The sequence below is a fragment of the uncultured Campylobacter sp. genome (assembly GCF_937980635.1).
Lineage (GTDB): Bacteria > Campylobacterota > Campylobacteria > Campylobacterales > Campylobacteraceae > Campylobacter_B.
The window spans coordinates 60,481-78,291 of sequence record NZ_CALJPG010000009.1; the positions used below are offsets into that span (position 1 = coordinate 60,481).

The window sequence follows — 17,811 nt, forward strand, 5'->3', positions numbered from 1 at the left end:
ATTCGGGTAAGCTTACCCGAATTATTTATTTCGTAAATTTTGCGTGGTAGAATTTACAAAGCAAATAATAATCTTAGGAGAGAGTATGAACGACAAAAATTTCGATATGAGCAGCATAGACGACATAGTGATCAATAGCGGCAATGTCGATAAGAACGCGAATTTAAAAAAAGGTCTTACCGTCGCAGCCGGCGTCGTAGTTTTATTCTTAATCATTTTAATCATAATGAAGGCTATTAATAAAGACGATATTGATACCAACGCAGGTCTTACTATGCCTAGTGAAGAAGAGCTTGCCAAAGCGGAGCAAAAGCCTGCCGTACAAGTTCAAAAGCCTGAGCCTTCGCAGCCTGAGCCTGTAGAGGTAAAATCAGAACCCAATGCAGCATCTGCAGCTCCAACCAAAGTAGAGATAAAAACCCAGGAACCTAATTCCGAAAGTAAGGTCGTCGCAAGCGCTCAGCCTGAAGCGCAGAAAGTAGAAATCCAAAAGCCCGAAATCAAAGAAGAGCCAAAAAAATCCGAAGTTAAAATAGAAAGTAAAAAGATTGAGCCTAAAGACGAAGCCAAAAAGTCTGAAAAAACAGACGTAAAAAAGTCCGAGCCTAAAAAAGAGTCTGCAAAAGACGAGATAAAAAAAGAACCTTCTAAAACCGAAATTAGAAAAGTCGAGCAGAAAGTGGAGCCTAAAAAAGAACCTGAAAAACAAGCAAAAGCAGAAGTAAAAAAAGAGCTTTCAAAAACGGAAGCTAAAAAGGAACATGCTAAAGCTGAGACCAAGAAAGAGCCCGCTAAGCCCGAGCCTAAAAAAGAAGCTAGCAAACCAGAGTCTAAAAGTGAGAGCGTAAAGGCTGGCGTTGCAGCAAAGAGCACCAGCACCAGCGTGGCAAACGGCAGTTATGTGCAGGTTTTCGCATCCAATGCCTACGATCCAAATGGATCTGATACCAAAAAAATCACTAAAAAAGGCTATAATCCGATCGCTCTGCAAACTCACGTCGGCAGCAAGAGTGTGACTAAAATTTTAGTCGGACCTTTTGAGGGCGAGACGCTACAAAAGGCGCTTAGCGATATGCGCTCAATCAACAGCGGCGCGTATATTTACCGAGTGAAATAGTGGACAGATTCGCGGTTTTCGGCAACCCGATCGCCCACTCTCTCTCGCCGCTACTTCATAATTACGCGATAAAATTTTTGGAGCTGGACGCCTACTATGGGCGAGTTTTGCTGCAACGCGGCGAGGAGCTGCGAGCTAAATTTGAAGCTTTAGAGCTTACGGGCGCGAACGTGACTGTCCCTTTTAAACTTGACGCATTTAAAGCATGCGACATCCTAAGCGAGGCGGCGCAGAAGATCGGCTCGGTAAACACGCTAGTGCTAAAAGGCAACGCGCTGCACGGCTTTAACACCGACGCGCAAGGCTTTTTCTGCGCGATCTTGGGCTTTGGCGAGATTCGCAATGCACTTATTTTAGGTGCGGGCGGCACGACGCGAGCGATCGGCTACGCGCTAGGCGAAAACGGCGTGAAATTTGACATCCTAAACCGCAGCGCAAAAGATTTTGACTTCGGCTGCGAGGAGTTTTTTACCTATGAAAATTTCAAATACAAAGACTACGATCTGATCGTCAATGCCACCGGCGCGGGGCTCAAAGATGACGCGCTGCCTGCGCCCGAGGGGGTAATAGATGAAATCTTATCCCGCGCTAAATTTGCTTTTGACGCCATCTACGGCAAGCAGACTCCGTTTTTACAAGCCGCGCGCGCAAAAAATCTACCAGCAAAAGACGGTAAGGAGATGCTTATAAATCAGGGCGCGCTTGCTTTCAATCTCTTTTTCGGCGGCAAATTTGATCTCCAAGAGATAATTAAGCTTATGAGTTACGCCGCAAATCTTCGCTAAATTTAGAGCCGGATGCGGCGCTAAATTTTATATCGCTCAAACGATTAAAATTTTTGCCTTGCTTTAAATTTACCGCATAAAGCGGGATGACACCGCTAGCTTTATCTTTTACGCCGCCTGAAACGAAGCAAAATTTTAATCTAAAAAGCGGCGAGACCGCTCGGTTTTTGAAAACGCGCGCTATGGCGCGTCGCGGCAGAGTTTGGAATTTTTTCCGAAATAGGATAAAATCAGCGCGAAATTTTTAAAATTTAAAGTTAGATTTTAATTAATTACTATATAATAAAAAATATAAACTAATAATTGCTAAAGGTTAAAATTTAATGTTTTTCGGCAAAATTTTAAAATTTTACGCGCACGGATTTGCTTCTATGAAGCTTGGCAAAACGCTATGGGCAGTGATTTTGATCAAGCTATTTATAATTTTTGTGCTACTTAAATTTTTCATTTTCGACGAAAACTTGGATTCTAAATTTAAAACCGATCAAGAAAAAATCGATTTCATCTATAAAAATTTGACTAAGGAGTAGGAATGCAAGAGCTTGCTAGCGTGGATTGGTCGAGGGCGCAGTTTGCGCTCACGGCGCTTTATCACTTTCTTTTCGTGCCCCTAACGCTGGGGCTTAGCTTTATCGTGGCGTTTATGGAGAGCCTATATGTCGCGACCGGTAAGCAGGAGTGGCTCAAGATCACTAAATTTTGGCTTCGCCTTTTCGGTATAAATTTCGCCATCGGCGTCGCGACGGGCATCATAATGGAGTTTGAGTTCGGCACCAACTGGGCGAATTATAGCTGGTTCGTGGGCGACATCTTCGGTGCGCCGCTTGCGATCGAGGGCTTGCTCGCGTTTTTCTTGGAGGCTACCTTTTTTGCCGTAATGTTCTTCGGCTGGGACCGCGTGAGTAAGAAATTTCACCTTCTCTCGACCTGGCTCGTGGCGATCGGATCAAATTTAAGCGCATATTGGATTCTAATAGCGAACGCCTGGATGCAAAACCCGGTAGGCACGAGCTTTAATCCCGATACGGTGCGTAACGAGATGAGCAATTTTTTAGATATCGCGCTATCTCACTTCGGAGTGGCTAAATTTTTACATACCGTCGGCGGCGGCTACATTACCGCGGCGCTATTCGTGCTTGGAATTTCGGCGTTTTATATGCTAAAAAACAAAGACTTCGCGCTTGCTAAAAAAAGCTTCATCGTGGCGGCAAGCTTCGGTATGCTAAGCTCGCTTTTTGTGCTATTTAGCGGCGACGAGAGCGCCTATCAGGTCGCGCAAAAGCAGCCGATGAAGCTTGCGGCGATGGAGGGTCTGTATAAGGGCGAAGTAAATGCAGGTATCGTCGCGGCGGGAGTTTTAAATCCGAACAAACTTCCCGGAGACGACAAGGAGCCGTTTTTATTTGAGATCAAGGCGCCTTACGCGCTAGGACTGATGGCTACGAGAGGACTTGATAATTTCACTCCGGGCATCGATGATTTGGTATTTGGAAACGAAAAATTTGGCATTGAGGGCGCGGATAAAAAGATCGAAAAAGGCAAAATCGCCCTGCAAGCACTGAAGGATTACAAGCTCGCCAAAGACGCGAATGACACCGCGGCGATGCAGCAGGCGCACGAAATTTTATTCGGCAACCAAAATATGCAAAACCTAGGCTACGGTTACCTTGACGACGCGAAGCAGATCGTCCCTCCCGTGGCGCTTACCTTTTATAGCTTTCACGTGATGGTGGCTCTGGGAAGCTATTTTATCTTGCTATTTTTCGTGACGCTATTTTTGGCGATGCGAAAGAATCTCGCCGAATACAAGAAAATTTTATGGCTTTGCGTATTTAGCATCCCTCTGGGATACGTCGCGTGCGAGGCGGGCTGGATAGTAGCCGAAGTAGGACGCCAGCCGTGGGCTATACAGGATCTTATGCCGGTGGGCATCGCGGCTACTAGCCTGGCGGGGACGAACATAATGATCTCGTTTATGCTCTTTGCGGTTTTATTTACGGTTTTATTCATAGCCGAGATAAAGATCATGCTAAAACAGATAAAGATAGGATTTTAAGATGCACGAAATTTTTCAAATTTATTGGTGGTGCGTGGTTTCGCTTCTGGGCGGAATTTTGGTTTTTATGCTCTTCGTGCAGGGCGGTCAGACGCTGCTTTTTACGCTGGCGAAGAATGAGACCGAGAAAGATTTTATAATAAATTCCATCGGCAAAAAATGGGAGCTTACGTTTACTACGCTCGTGATGTTCGGCGGAGCGTGCTTTGCGGCGTTTCCGCTGTTTTATGCGACCAGCTTCGGCGGGGCGTATTGGGCGTGGATGGCTCTGCTTTTTTGCTTCATAATCCAAGCCGTCGCCTACGAATACAGAAAAAAGCCCGATAATTTCTTGGGTGCTAAAACTTATGAAGCCTTTCTTTTCATAAACGGCTCGCTGGGCACGATCCTGCTTGGTATCATCGTCTCGACGCTTTTTAGCGGCAGCGAGTTTGCGCTGGGGCAGAATAATTTCGTGCAGTGGAAAAACTCCGCTCGCGGGCTTGAAGCGCTAGCAAATCCGTTTAATTACATCTTGGGAATTGCGCTATTTTTCTGCGCTAGGACGGGAGCGAGCTTATATTTGATGAATAATATTGCCGAGCCTGAAATGATCGCCAAGCTCAAAGCCTCGCTTAAATTTAACGCTAGCGCGTTTTTGGTTTTTTTCATCGCGTTTTTGGTATGGGTCTTGCTAAAGCAGGGCTATGCAGTCGGCGCCGACGGCGTAGTAAGCCTTGAGAGCTTTAAGTATCTGCATAACTACCTAAGCCTGCCTGCGGCGCTAGTCTTGCTGCTGCTGGGCGTCGTGCTGGTGCTGGCGGGCATCGTAAAAGGCGCATTTACAAGCAGCGTGCGCGGAGTATTTTTCTACGGCATGGGCGTCGTATGCGCTGTAACGAGCGTATTTTTGATCCTAGGACTAAATCACACGGCGTTTTACCCGTCAAATTTCGACCTGCAAAGCTCGCTTTCGATAAGCAACGCAAGCTCGAGCCTCTATACGCTTAAGACGATGTTTTACGTATCGTTTCTAGTGCCTTTCGTGCTGGGTTATATCAGCTATGTTTGGCGCGCAATGGATGCGAAGAAGCTTGATAAAGAGGAGCTTATAAACGAGCATTATTAGGCGCGCCCGCTCTAGCGCGGCTTCCGCGCGCCGTGTGGCGGCGAGAAGCTGCTTGCGTGCGCGGCACTGCGTGCTTTTGCGCTTGGTTAAATTTCATATCGGTGGCGCTTTTTACGCGCCGCATTTATAAAAAATTTTAAGGATTAAAAATGGTCAAATCTTTAGTTTTCATCGCGATTTGGATGATCTTGCTAATCGCGAGCTATAAATTTATAAAGCTAAACATTACTCATCAAGAAAAAAGAGAGCAGTAAAAGCGTAGAAATTTTAAAAGCTTGCGGCCCGGAATTTCGCTTTAAATTTAAAAAGCGAAATCTAGGGCCGCAAGGTGCGGGCGAAATTTTATCTAGCCCTTGTAGTCGATATTTTTTTCAAACTCTTTAAGTCGCATATGGATTGAGCGGAGCTCCGTGATCGTCGTCCAGTTATTCATAAAAATACTAAAACTTCCGCGCACTTGATTAAAAGCGTTACTTACCTGCACCATAACTCCAAGCGTAATTACCTTAGTAAATAACCCAGGACCCATTATCAAGTAAGGTACGATCATTAGAAACTGCGAAAATGAGTTGAACCACATATCAAAATAGCAGTAATGCAGATACAGTTTAAAATAGTTATATTTGATCTTATCAAATAATAAAAGAATTTTTTCCTCGCTTGCGTAATTTATCTTATCCTCCTCCGCAAAAACAAGTTCTTTTCTAAAGGCCGCCTCGACCTTTTGATTGTTGTATTCCAGTCTCGGTAGATACCAGCCAACCAGCCAAGAAATTATTAGCCCACCGATGCTGATTGCAAGTGCAATCCAAACAAGTGAGCCCGGAATTTTTTTTAGAAATTCAAAAGGAACGTTGCTACTAAGCCCCCATAGCACAGGTATGAATGCAAACAGTGTCATAGCTGCCGAAAGCACTCTCGTACCCATTTCCTCGATAGTTCTTGAGAAGCGAAAGATATCTTCTTGGATACGTTGCGAGCTTCCCTCGATATCTTTACCTACCTTTTTCCAGTATGAAAAATAAGAAAAGGTCATCGCTTCCCGCCATTTAAATGTCCAAATACGAGCTGCATATCGTTCTGAAATCGCAGAGACTACGTAGGGCATCGCTATCCATAAAAAAACTTTCATCTGTGTATAGAAATCATTTAGTGTATGACGATCTATGTTTTGGCACATATCATAAAACGCGCGATACCATTCGTTTATTCGCACATTTAAAGTAGTTTGATACCAATTGATTGCAATTAGAAAAAATATTCCGGAATATGCCCAAAATGCCCATTTTTTGCTTTTAAAAAACGAAGCAAACATCAATGCTCCTTTGGATTTAAGATTGCCGTAAATAGATGCTCGCGAAGCATCTGCGCCGCTTCTTGCACATCCGCGCTTTTTACTGCGTTTATGCTTGCCGCATAGCTTTTTTCGTCATAGAGCGGATAGCCGTAAAGCTCGTGTGCAGTGATATTAGCAAGCCAAAAATCATTCGTCTGCGCAGCTCTTTTGGTCGATAAAATTTGTGCTTTTTTGAAATTTGCCAGCTCGCTATCTTTCGCACCGGAGCTTTCGATCTGTTTTAAAATTTCACTCACGCTTGCTGCAACGGCACGGGCATCTTTCGGCTCGGTAGAAAACGATACGTTCAAGCTCGCTGCGATTTGTGGCTCACGCACATAGGCGCTATGCACCATCGCCGAGTAAATTTGTCCGCGCGCCTCGCGGATCTGCTCGACGATGCGATTGCTTAGCACGCTTTTTAACGCTTGAAATTTATAAGTGTCTGAAAAGTCAAAATTTTGCAGCTCATAGTTTGAAAAAATCATCCGAACTTCGCTTTTATCACTATCGCCGTAATCTTGCACAATCTCGCCGCTAGAAGTATTTAGCATCAAAGTTTTAGGTGTAGCGCTGCTTGTGCCGGACTTTAGATTGCCGATATATTTGGCTAGGATTTGTTTTGCGCGTGCAGGCTCAAAATCGCCACTAAGCACAAAGATAAAATTTCCAGCACCTGAAAAAATTTCATCCGCATCGCGCTGTAAATCGGCAAGATTTGCGCTCTTTACGTCATCTGCGCTAAGCGGCTGCTTGCGAGCCGTATCTCCCGAATATAGAGATTTTAAAATTTGCTCGCCGAATTTAAATTCCACCGTCTCGTCGCGCAGCGCGATCGCCGAAAGCGCGTCGGTTTTGTATTTTGTAAGTGAGCTTGCATGAATTAGCGGCTCGCTAAATCTTGCGTAAAGCTCGCGTGCCATCGCCTCCAGATCCGCTCCTGCGCCTCTAAAACCGCAGTCCGCGTCATCCATCCTAAATCTTAGCTTATAATCAAATTTTGAGGTCAAGCGTCCCGCTTCGTATTCGTTTAGCTCACCTATGGTGCCCGAGTTTAGCAGCGCGGTTAGAATTTCGCCACGAGCTTTGCCGAAATGCGCGTAGCCACCTTTTTTAACGGCTGCGAGGGCAATTTTATTTTTCTCGCTTTTAAGAGGCTTTAAAATTACCTTCGCGCCGTTTTTAAACACCAAAATTTCAGTGCCGCTAGCGCCTTTTTGTGCTTTAAATTCTGTCTCTTTTAGATCTGCTCCCGCAAGCTGCTTGGAAGCAAGCTTCGAAGCAGCGAAATTAAACGGCACCGCTTTTTCGTAGAGCAGCTCCGCATCTTTTTGGCTAATGCCCAAATCCTTTGCTGAGATAATCTCCGTAAATCTCGCTCCATCCGTTATCTTTGAGAAAAATTTATTAACATCTGCTAGCGTTATTTCTTCTAAGGCCTTGAGGCTTAGATCGTGCTCGTCTTGCTTGCTAAGCTTTACATTGCCGTTTTGTACGAAATCAAGTAGTGCCTCTATTTGCGCACTTTGTGTATCGTTCTTAAGTAGATCGGCTTGCACTTGATGTTTAAATTCCGCCTTAACGCTATCAAAATCGTCATTGTTAAATCCGTGTTCGCGTACCCCTTTGATCGCGCTAAAAAGACTACTTAGCGTGGCGTTGGCGTCGAAATTAAAAATATTTGCGCTTATGCTGTATAGTCTGCGGTTTTTAAACAGATCGTCCGAGCCGAAATAGGCTTTAAGCGGAATTTTGGCATTCACATTCATCGCATCGTATCCAAGCTCCATCAGCCTCGATACGTAGGCTTGCAGCCACTCATTTTTAAGCGCACCGTAGCTTCTTAGCGGCTCATATTTGCCTGCGTAAAGCACGCTAGCGACATTGACGCCGAGCTCGGGCTCTACGGTGCTTGCTAGCCCGCCTTCAAATGGGCGTAGGCTAAGATCGCGCGGGATTTTTTCGCCGTGCGCAGAAAGAGAGCTAAAATTTTGCTTGATTAGGTTTTTAATCTGCTCAATGTTTACGTCGCCTACGACTATGATGCTAATGGCGCTAGGAAGGTAGTTGCGCGCATAGAATTTTTTTAGTTGCTCGCCGGTGGCGCCTTTGATGATTTCATTTTGTCCGATCGGAAAGCGTCTTGAAAATATGGAATTAGGGTATAAATATGTGGCGCGCTTTTCGTAAAAGCGCCTCTCAAAGCCTTTTTTTGCTTCTTCTAAGATGACGCCTTTTTCCTTTTGCGTTTCGTTCTCGTCGAATTTCACGCCGCCTGCGTAGTCGCGCAGCACTAAAAATACGTCTTTTAGCGTCTTGTCGCTTACTTGGGCTTGGATGTTGTAGGTGGTGTTTTCAAAGCCTGTTTGCGCATTGAGATCGGCGCCGAATTTTACTCCCAGACGCTGCAAGGTATGGACTAGCTCGTTTTTATCGAAGTGCTCACTGCCGTTGAATGCCATATGCTCGACGAAATGCGCCAAGCCCTGCTCGTCGTCATTTTCATCGACACTACCCGCGGCTACGTTGAGGTAAAAAAGAGCGCTATTTTTCGGCACATCATTTTTGAGGATATAAAATTTCACGCCGTTTGCCAGCTCGCCGTGCACGACGCTAGGATCGAGCTTAAGCGGCGCGTCCGGGTTAGCGTCTGCGGAGTAAAGGCTCAAAGAGCAAAGCAGGGCGGAGATAAAAAATATAAGCTTTTTCATAATTGTCCTTGAATTTAAAAACGCGCGATTGTAACAAAAGCTAGTTTAAAGTATGATTTTGCGAGCTTTGTTATGGGTAAAATTTTACCAAGGATTTGGGATTTTACTTGCGGTTTTGAAATTTTACTTGCAGATTTTCAAGAAACGGAATTTTTGGAATTTTTGGAATTTTTGGAATTTTTGGAATTTTTGGAATTTTTGGAATTCCGCCGCGACTTAAAATTTTGGCAGCGGAATTTAGAAAGCTTTGAGAGCTTTAATAGCCCGCGTAAGGCTAAGCTTAAACTTTACGCGGTTAGAATTTGTACGCCAGCGCGAAGAATTTCACAAATTATAGTTTGCTCGCGTTTTTGTCTAGATACTCTGCGACGCCCTTAGGATCCGCTTTCATCCCTGCATCGCCCTTGTGCCAGCCTGCAGGGCAAACCTCGCCGTACTCGTTTGTAAATAGCATAGTATCGACCATGCGAAGCATCTCATCGATATTGCGGCCGAGCGGTAGGTCGTTGATCACGGCGTGGCGGACGGTACCGTCTTTGTCAAGTAGAAAGCTGCCGCGAAGCGCTACGGCGTTGCCGAACAGCACGTCGAAGCTGCGCGCGATGTCCTTCGTGATGTCTGAGACGAGCGGGAACTGCACTTTGCCGATACCGCCTGCGTTTACGGGAGTATTTTTCCACGCAAGATGGGTGAACTCGCTATCGCAGCTAACGCCGATAACTTCTATGCCCTTGGATTTGAAATCTTGATATCTGTGATCGAATGCGATGATCTCGCTCGGGCAGACGAAGGTAAAATCTTTTGGATAAAAGAATACGACCGCGCCTTTTTCGCCGATATTTTTATAGAGGTTGAAATCCTCGACTATTTCGTTGTTGCCTAAAACCGCAGTTGCCGTAAAATCAACGGCTTTGTTGGTTACTATCATTTGTTTCTCCTTGTTAATAAAATTTATGATGGCGATTATACATTTTAAAACTTTAGATTTGCTGAAATTTGATGAAAATTTTTATATAATAAAATTTATTTGCTTGATAATATTAAATTTTATCATTTTTTAAATTTAGTATGTTATCATCACACTTCATTTTTTGATAAAGGAGAAAAAATGGCTGTAAAAATTACCGATATTTGCATTAGCTGCGGCTCATGCATTGACGAGTGCCCGGTAAATGCGATCGTGGACGATAGCGATAACCCAAGCGGCGAGGATAGCTACTACGTATATGCCGATAAATGCGTCGAGTGTGTAGGCTACAACGACGAGCCGGCTTGCGCTAGCGCCTGTCCGACCGACGGCTGTATCGTCTGGAGCGACATCGTAGCGGGCCAACCTAGCAGGGATAGTATAGGTGCGGATCTACGCAGCGGAGATACCCCGGTATTTGCTTAGCAGGTAAAATTCCGCGATCAAATGCGCGGAATTTTAATTCATTCAATCCTTAAATAAATTTTAACCTATTTTTCGATACAATCCGCCTTTCACTTTAAGGAGATTATATGCAGCAAACGCTTTCTATTATTAAGCCTGATGCCGTTAAAAAGGGCGTTATCGGCAAAATTATTGATCGTTTCGAAAGCCACGGACTAAGAATCGCAGCGGCTAAAAAATTATGCCTAAGCGCCGAAGATGCGGGTAAATTTTATGAAATTCACAAGGATCGCCCTTTTTATAAGGATCTGATTGAGTTTATGACTAGCGGTCCGGTGGTCGTAATGGTGCTAGAAGGCGATGATGCTGTAGCTAAAAATCGCGCGCTAATGGGCGCTACCGATCCGAAAAAAGCGGATAAAGGCACGATCAGAGCAGACTTTGCGGACAGCATCGACGCTAACGCCGTTCACGGTAGTGACAGCCTAGAAAACGCAAAAACCGAGATCGCATTTTTCTTTGCAAAAAGAGAAATTTGTTAAGAGTGCCGCGTGAAGATCTCTTTTGCTAAAATTTCCGCATCGCCCGTGCCGTTTGAAATTTCGAGGGACGGGCTTAAGCTTAGCGGAAATTTAAAACGAAAAGACTCTAAGTTTATCGAGTGTAAGGGCGAAATTAAGGGCAAAATTCCATACATTTGCGACCGCTGCGGCAAAGAATTTGATCTTGACGTAAACGAGAGCGTAAATTTGCTTTTAAGCGAGGGCGTTTTTAACGACGAAAGGCACGAAAGCTTGGACGTTATGGAGTTTTTCGGCGCCGAAGTTGATCTGGATGAAATTTTAAGAAGCGAAACGGAAGCTTTCAAAAGCGACTATTTTTATTGCGAAGAATGCAAGAACTAAATTTATAAAGGAGAAAAAATGGCAGTTCCAAAGCGAAGAGTTAGTAAAACTCGTGCGGCAAAAAGACGCACTCACTACAAAGTGACCCTTCCGATTCCCGTCAAAGATAAAGACGGAAGCTGGAAAATTCCGCATAGAATAAACAAAACTACGGGCGAATATTAATCCGATGATTTCCGTTGCTATAGACGCGATGGGCGGTGATTTCGGCTGCGAGCCGATAATAAACGGAGTTGTAGATGCGCTGCGAGAGCGTAAATTTAATGCGTTTTTGGTAGGCGACGAAGCGCAAATCAAGCCTTTTATTCCACAAGATCAAGGTCTTGAGAAATATATCACTTACGTAGCTGCAAGCGAAGTTTTCGAGATGAAAGAGGGCGCAACCGACGCTCTCAAACGCAAAGAAAGCAGCATCTTTAAAGCGGTCGATCTAGTAAAAGACGGCACTTGCAAAGCCGTGGTATCAGCAGGACATAGCGGCGCTACGATGAGCCTTGCGACGCTTCGCATAGGAAGGCTCAAAGGTATCTTGCGCCCGGCGATTGCTACGCTGATGCCAAATTCCATAGGTGGACGCACGTTGGTGCTTGATGTGGGCGCTTATGTGGATTGTAAGCCAGAGAATTTGTTTCAATTCGCGATTATGGGCGAAGCATATGCCAAGGAGATTATGGGTTTAAATGCGCCACGCATCGGCTTATTATCCAACGGTGAGGAGGATAGTAAAGGCAACGAGGTAACAAAAGAAACCTTTCATATGCTTAAGAAGATGCAAAATTTTATCGGTAATGTAGAAGGCAATCAAATTTTTGACGGCTCGGTAGACGTGGTCGTGTGCGACGGATTTATCGGCAACATTATGCTAAAATCCAGCGAAGGTGTCGCAAGCGCTATCGGCAAACTTATTAAAAACGAAACTAAAAAATCCCCTATCGCCATCGCAGGCTCCATCTTGATGAAGCGTGTCTTTAAAATTATCAAAAAAAGTACGGATTATGACGAATACGGCGGCGCGCCACTTTTAGGCGTCAAAGAATGCGTCATCATAAGCCACGGCAAAAGCACCCCGAAAGCCGTTAAAAACGCGATCTTTCAAGCGCTTAAATTTGCAGATTCTAAAATCAACTCCGCGATAGAAAGCGAAATTTCTACAAACGAGCAAAAATGAAAAAAGCCTCGATGATCTCGATCGCAGCATACGCGCCGAGTCAAATTTTAACTAATTTCGATCTTGAAAAAATGGTTGAAACGACTGATGAATGGATCGTCAAGCGCACAGGCATTCATGAGCGCCGCATCGCGAAGGGCGAGACTACTAGCGATCTGGGCATGAAGGCTGCAGCGCTTGCGATCGAGCGTAGCGGCTTGCAAAAAAACGCGATTGATGCAATAATATGCGCCACGATCTCACCCGATTATTTCTGTATGCCCTCGACCGCGTGCGTCATCGCAAATAAACTGGGTTTGAACTTCGGCATCACGGCGTTTGATATAAATGCCGCCTGTACCGGCTTCATCTATCTTTTAGAGCTTGCAAAATCCCTCATCGAAAGCGGCGCCAAAAAACACGTGTTGATAATCGGCACGGAAAAGTTAAGTTCGATAGTCGATTGGAGCGACCGCGCTACGTGCATACTTTTCGGCGACGGCGCAGGCGCTGCGGTTATCGCGGCGTGTGACGATAACGAAATCATCGACATTCATACTGCTAGCGACGGCAGCAAGGGCGATCTTCTCATCACCGCAGCCCCAGGCAGCGTCAATCCGCTCAGCCAAAAAATCATCGACGAAAAACTAGGCTTCATGCAGATGGCGGGGCGCGAGGTCTTTAAAATTGCGGTACCGACGCTTAGTAACGACGTCGTGGAGATTTTGGAGAAAAATAAAATTTCGCCCGAGCAGGTTGATCTTTTCATCCCGCATCAGGCTAATTTGCGCATTATCGAGGCAGTAAAGGCGAGATTAGAATTTAGCGACGAACAGTGCGTGCTTACGATCGGCAAGTACGGCAATACGAGCTCGGCGTCGATCCCGATGGCGATAAATGACGCTTACGAGAGCGGCAGACTCAAAAACGGCTCGCTCATGCTACTTGATGCGTTCGGTGGCGGCTTTACGTGGGGCAGCGCGCTTTTGAAATTTGGCGGTAAGAGCACAAACTAGCGCTTTTTAAATTTTATTATCTTTGAATTTCGCTATATTTAAGAGTTAAAATTCCAAGCTTATTTACAAAACTAATTTCAAATTTATATTTATTCCGAGTCGGGTTTCAAAATTTTAAAATGAAGTGTTTGCGATTAAAAGCATATTATAATCTTGTGCAGTTTGCATATCGGCTTCTGCGTGAGATAGTAAAACGACGTTAGTCTTAGGTCTGCTGCTTTTTGGTGGCGGGCTTGTAGAATATAAAAGAAATCAAATATGCGATAGCTTAAATGGGTGTTAATTTCAGCCGATTCTGCATTAACGGCTTTTAATTGGCTACAAAGCTCGACAAGTATTTTTACGGCGGCGTATGGTGGATCTTTTGAGTGACCTACACATAGGCTGTAGAATAAAATTCAAATACCAAAACGCTCACAACAGCAAGCATCAAATTGCCTTAGATTTGAAATTTAGCATAAATGCTAGTAAATTTAATTAAATACCGCGAACGAGGCGATAAAGGATCGCTATGCCATGAGTGAAGAAGCGTCGTATCTCTAATATCTATAGGGCGTTAAAAATCTCCAGCTATCTCCCGTTATACAAATATATATTATCTCTATATAGATAGCGGCGAGCAGGAGGGCGCAGCCACGCTATAGCTACAGACTGAAGCGGTCAATGAACTTAGCTTTATTGCGAAAGCTACAGCAGTTTATAGGTTTTGATGGTAGGTCTAGTTCAATGCCATTGTAAGCATTGAAAAATTTCGCACAAAATATCATCTCACAATTATGGACGACAGTTATTAAAGTATATTATTGGGGCAATTTTTTATAAATTTTAAGTTCAAATTCCATTCGGATAAAATTTAGATTTATTTTTTAGAAAGCGATCCGAAATTATTTAAAATTCCTCCGTTAGCTTGGACTATCTAGAGTGTTGCTCGTGTACCCGATTTAAATTTTAAATAACGTAAAATCCCAAATTCTCGTGTTTAAGGATAATTTTTCTGATCTCTTTTAGTAGGCTGAGCGAGGCTTCGATTTCGACGCGGCGGGTGCTTACGCTCTCGATGTTCGCGCCTACGCTCACCCCTTTTGCGAGGGCGTATTTGTAGATGAAATCAAACATCTCCGCGCACAGCGCTGTTGAACTTTGCAAGATATCGACGCTACTTTGCAGCCGTTGCTGCAAAAAATCTGGCACCGAGATACCAAGCCACTTCATAAACTCAAGTGTCTTTAGGCTGCCGCACGGCGTGAAAGTAAAGATTATAGGCACTTTTTTGCACTCCAAAGCGGCGTAATCATCGATAAAATCTTTGGCGTTTTGCACATTATAAACCGCCTGGGTGATAAAAAATTCGCACCCGTCCGCAGTCTTCTCCGCGATTTTTAGGTGCTCGTCGCGGCTCTTTTCATGGCGTTCAGGAATGCAGATGCCGCCTAGACAAAGATGCGGCGCCACGAGTCGCTTGAGCTCATAGGCGTGGCTTAGATGCAGTTTGCATTCTTCGTTTTTAGAGCTCGCCCCCACGAAAACACCCAGCCCGCTTGCGGCATGTCTTAGAATTTCGCAAAATTCTGCCTCGTCGTATTTGCCTACCGCGCGGTAGATGATCGCTTCTTTATCGGTGTGTAGATACTGCGTGTAGTAGCGCGCAGGATCGATCGTATGCACAAAAGGGAAGGTCCGCTCATCTTTCGTGCGCGCGCTTTCATCTTGTAGATCGTAGATGACGATGCCGTCGCATTCACATTCACCTAGGCGTTGCGACCACGCCGTACCTAGGTGCTCGAGCTCGTCTTGAGAGGACGTGATTTTAGGCGGGACGATACCATAGAGTAGAATTCCGCTTTTTCCGTTTCTAATTTTTTCTTTTAACACTTGCCATTCCTTGATTTTTCGCGCATTTTAGCAAATTTAAATTTAAAAATTTAAATGATATAATGCCGAGCAAATTGCAAATTTAAGGAACGCAATGAAAACGCTTCAAGAAAATTTAAAGCTTTTTTATCTAGGGCTTGAAAACGGCGAGCCGTTTTTTTATAAAAACAAGGATCTGACGACGCACGCGCTTATCATCGGAATGACCGGCAGCGGTAAAACGGGACTTGGCATCACGCTGCTAGAGGAAGCCGCGATCGATAATATCCCGTCCATCATCATCGATCCAAAGGGCGATCTGGCAAATTTAGCTCTTACCTTTCCGCAGATGAGGGCTGAGGATTTTGAGCCTTATATCGACGAGGCCGAGGCGCAAAACAAAGGTCTTAGCGTGCGCGAGTACGCCGAACAGACTGCAAATACTTGGCGCGAGGGGATCGAGGGCTCATATCAAGATCTGGCGCGGGTGGAGCTTTTGAAAAACAGCGCCGATTTTAGAATTTATACACCCAAATCAAGCGCAGGGCTCGGCGTTAGCCTGCTAAGCGACTTTGAAGCGCCGCAGGGCTTAAACGAAGAGGATTTGAACAACTACGTAGGCGGCATCGCCACTAGCGTGCTAAGCCTTGCGGGGATTAGTAGCGATAATCTTAGCTCGCCGGAATTTTTACTAATCAGCCAAATTTTAACCTATCATTTCAGCAGGGGCGAGGAGGTGAGCGTGGTGGATCTCATCGCGCAGATCGGCAACCCACCTTTCGATAAGATCGGCGTTTTCGATGTTAATACCTTCTTTCCGAGTGATAAGCGAATGGCGCTTGCGATGAAGATTAACGCGCTCATCGCAAGCCCGAGCTTTAAGCTTTGGTGCGAGGGCGAGCGGCTAAATATCGCCAAGATGCTCTTTGATGAAAACGGCAGGGCGAGGGCGAATATATTTTCCATCGCGCATCTAAACGACGATGAGAGGATGTTTTTCGTCACGCTGCTTTTGGGCGAGATGATCAAATGGATGCGCACCACCAGCGGCACCAGCTCGCTGCGCGCAGTACTTTATATGGATGAAATTTACGGCTTCTTCCCGCCAAACGGTAATCCGCCGAGCAAAACCCCGATGCTTACGCTGCTAAAGCAGGCTCGCGCGTTCGGTCTTGGTTGCGTTCTATCGACGCAAAACCCGGTCGATCTCGATTATAAGGGGCTTAGCAACATCGGTACATGGTTTATCGGGCGCTTGCAAACCGCACAGGATAAGGAGCGCGTCATCAGCGGTCTAAGCGGCATCGGCTCAAATCCGATCGACAAAAGCGTTCTGATGGAGAAAATTTCAAATCTCAAAAAGCGAAGCTTTTTGGTAAAAAACATCAACGAGGACGTGCTGCGAGTGATCGAGACGCGCTTTGCGCTAAGCTATCTAAAAGGCCCTTTAAGTAACGAGCAAATTTCAAATTTAATGAAAGACAAAAAGGCTGAAATTTCGTCCGTGTCGGGCGCCATGCAAGGCGTCAAATCCGCCGGCGCCGCCAAACCCGTAGTTTCTACTGAAATTTCACAGCTTTACAGCTACGGCGCGAGCCTTGAGCTAAGCCCGTATCTGTATGCAAGCGCAAAGATGCGATTTTGCGATAAAGGAGTCGATTTTACGCAGCAGCGCACCTATCTACTCGCGCTTTCGGACGCAAGCGAAATAGATTGGAGCGAGGCGAGCACGCGAGAAGTTGCAAATTTAAGCGGACAGGAGCAGGCGGGCTCGCTCTACGGCGCGCTTCCTAGCTTTATCGCGGGAGCAAAAAATTTAAACGCTCAGCTTAAAAGCTTTAAGGAGTGGATCTACCGCAACGAAAAGCTCGAGCTTTTTAGCGCGCTTGATCTGCTCTCAAAACCGGGCGAGAGCAGGGAGGAATTTTTCGTGCGCCTAGGCGATAAGGCGAACGAAGCTTTAGAGGTCAAAACCGATGAGATCACGGCTAAATTTGAAAAGGAAAAGGCGCGCCTTGAGGATAAAATTTCGCGTGCTAGCGAAAAGTATGAGAAGGAAAAGGGTGACGTGCTAAGTCGCGGCGTGGATGCCGCGCTAAACATAGGCGGCGCGATCTTAGGCGCGTTTTTAGGCCGCTCGCGCAGCGCTAGCAATATCTCTAAAGCGATCAGTGGCGCCAAGAGCGCGCATAAAATTTTAAACGAACGAAGCGAAGCTAAAAATGCCGAAAATAGCCTAAGCGCGCTACAAGAGGAGCTGGAAGTGCTTACGCAGAAATTTGAGGCTGAAGTGGACGCGCTAAAACAGAGCCTGGATCTAAAAAATATTAAACTCGAAACGAAAGAAATTTCGCCGAAGAAAACCGACATCTACGACGAGAAAATTTCGCTACTTTGGAAGAGTTAA

16 protein-coding genes are annotated in these 17,811 nt (G+C 45.3%); 12 read left to right on the forward strand and 4 right to left on the reverse strand.

The features are described 5' to 3' along the window. Nucleotides 1-85: 85 nt before the first annotated feature. From Q0460_RS01655 to Q0460_RS01675, 5 genes are all read left to right on the forward strand, one after another. Nucleotides 86-1,117 carry a hypothetical protein gene (locus Q0460_RS01655; RefSeq protein ID WP_299084063.1) on the forward strand — a complete coding sequence of 344 codons (1,032 nt, stop codon included), beginning with the start codon at nt 86-88 and terminating at the stop codon, nt 1,115-1,117. Continuing rightward, nucleotides 1,117-1,902 carry a shikimate dehydrogenase gene (locus Q0460_RS01660; protein ID WP_299084065.1) on the forward strand — a complete coding sequence of 262 codons (786 nt, stop codon included), beginning with the start codon at nt 1,117-1,119 and terminating at the stop codon, nt 1,900-1,902. Before Q0460_RS01655 ends, Q0460_RS01660 begins: the two co-directional genes overlap by 1 nt. Nucleotides 1,903-2,225: 323 nt before the next feature. After that, nucleotides 2,226-2,432 carry a DUF4492 domain-containing protein gene (locus Q0460_RS01665; RefSeq protein ID WP_005871229.1) on the forward strand — a complete coding sequence of 69 codons (207 nt, stop codon included), beginning with the start codon at nt 2,226-2,228 and terminating at the stop codon, nt 2,430-2,432. Nucleotides 2,433-2,434: 2 nt separating this feature from the next. Beyond that, a complete protein-coding gene (locus Q0460_RS01670; RefSeq protein WP_299084068.1) occupies nt 2,435-3,958 on the forward strand; it encodes a cytochrome ubiquinol oxidase subunit I in 1,524 nt (507 codons plus the stop codon). 1 nt (nt 3,959) lies between these two features. Continuing rightward, complete coding sequence (locus tag Q0460_RS01675; RefSeq protein WP_299084071.1) at nt 3,960-5,066, forward strand: cytochrome d ubiquinol oxidase subunit II; 1,107 nt, start codon at nt 3,960-3,962, stop codon at nt 5,064-5,066. A gap of 346 nt (nt 5,067-5,412) precedes the next feature. Here Q0460_RS01675 and Q0460_RS01680 read toward each other — a convergent pair whose 3' ends face one another. From Q0460_RS01680 to Q0460_RS01690, 3 genes are all read right to left on the reverse strand, one after another. Then, entirely contained in the window at nt 5,413-6,381 is a 969-nt protein-coding gene (locus Q0460_RS01680) for a putative transporter (RefSeq protein ID WP_299084074.1), read from the reverse strand. Further along, nucleotides 6,381-9,113 carry a pitrilysin family protein gene (locus Q0460_RS01685; RefSeq protein ID WP_299084077.1) on the reverse strand — a complete coding sequence of 911 codons (2,733 nt, stop codon included), beginning with the start codon at nt 9,111-9,113 and terminating at the stop codon, nt 6,381-6,383. Before Q0460_RS01685 ends, Q0460_RS01680 begins: the two co-directional genes overlap by 1 nt. A 331-nt stretch (nt 9,114-9,444) precedes the next feature. Then, nucleotides 9,445-10,041, reverse strand: a complete 597-nt coding sequence (locus Q0460_RS01690; RefSeq protein WP_297961236.1) for a peroxiredoxin — start codon at nt 10,039-10,041, stop codon at nt 9,445-9,447. Between the two features lie 180 nt (nt 10,042-10,221). Here Q0460_RS01690 and Q0460_RS01695 point away from each other — a divergent pair, with 180 nt between their 5' ends. The 6 genes from Q0460_RS01695 (at nt 10,222) to Q0460_RS01720 (ending at nt 13,553) form a co-directional block, all read left to right on the forward strand. Further along, the gene (locus tag Q0460_RS01695; RefSeq protein ID WP_005871245.1) at nt 10,222-10,506 is read left to right on the forward strand and encodes a DUF362 domain-containing protein; all 285 of its coding nucleotides are present in this window, start codon (nt 10,222-10,224) and stop codon (nt 10,504-10,506) included. 107 nt (nt 10,507-10,613) lie between these two features. Continuing rightward, a complete protein-coding gene (gene ndk, locus Q0460_RS01700) occupies nt 10,614-11,027 on the forward strand; it encodes a nucleoside-diphosphate kinase (RefSeq protein WP_177388469.1) in 414 nt (137 codons plus the stop codon). A 9-nt stretch (nt 11,028-11,036) separates the two neighbouring features. After that, on the forward strand, nt 11,037-11,390 hold the full coding sequence (locus Q0460_RS01705; protein WP_299084081.1) for a hypothetical protein: 354 nt from the start codon (nt 11,037-11,039) through the stop codon (nt 11,388-11,390). 18 nt (nt 11,391-11,408) lie between these two features. Then, the gene (rpmF, locus tag Q0460_RS01710; RefSeq protein ID WP_005871250.1) at nt 11,409-11,555 is read left to right on the forward strand and encodes a 50S ribosomal protein L32; all 147 of its coding nucleotides are present in this window, start codon (nt 11,409-11,411) and stop codon (nt 11,553-11,555) included. 4 nt (nt 11,556-11,559) lie between these two features. Next, a complete protein-coding gene (gene plsX, locus Q0460_RS01715; RefSeq protein WP_299084083.1) occupies nt 11,560-12,558 on the forward strand; it encodes a phosphate acyltransferase PlsX in 999 nt (332 codons plus the stop codon). Beyond that, nucleotides 12,555-13,553, forward strand: coding sequence for a beta-ketoacyl-ACP synthase III (locus Q0460_RS01720; protein ID WP_299084086.1), 999 nt, complete (start codon nt 12,555-12,557; stop codon nt 13,551-13,553). Before plsX ends, Q0460_RS01720 begins: the two co-directional genes overlap by 4 nt. A gap of 948 nt (nt 13,554-14,501) precedes the next feature. Here Q0460_RS01720 and Q0460_RS01725 read toward each other — a convergent pair. Next, on the reverse strand, nt 14,502-15,425 hold the full coding sequence (locus tag Q0460_RS01725; protein WP_299084089.1) for a methylenetetrahydrofolate reductase: 924 nt from the start codon (nt 15,423-15,425) through the stop codon (nt 14,502-14,504). Nucleotides 15,426-15,519: 94 nt separating this feature from the next. On the opposite strand from Q0460_RS01725, the gene Q0460_RS01730 reads away from it, so the two are divergent. Beyond that, a complete protein-coding gene (locus Q0460_RS01730; protein ID WP_299084092.1) occupies nt 15,520-17,811 on the forward strand; it encodes a DUF87 domain-containing protein in 2,292 nt (763 codons plus the stop codon).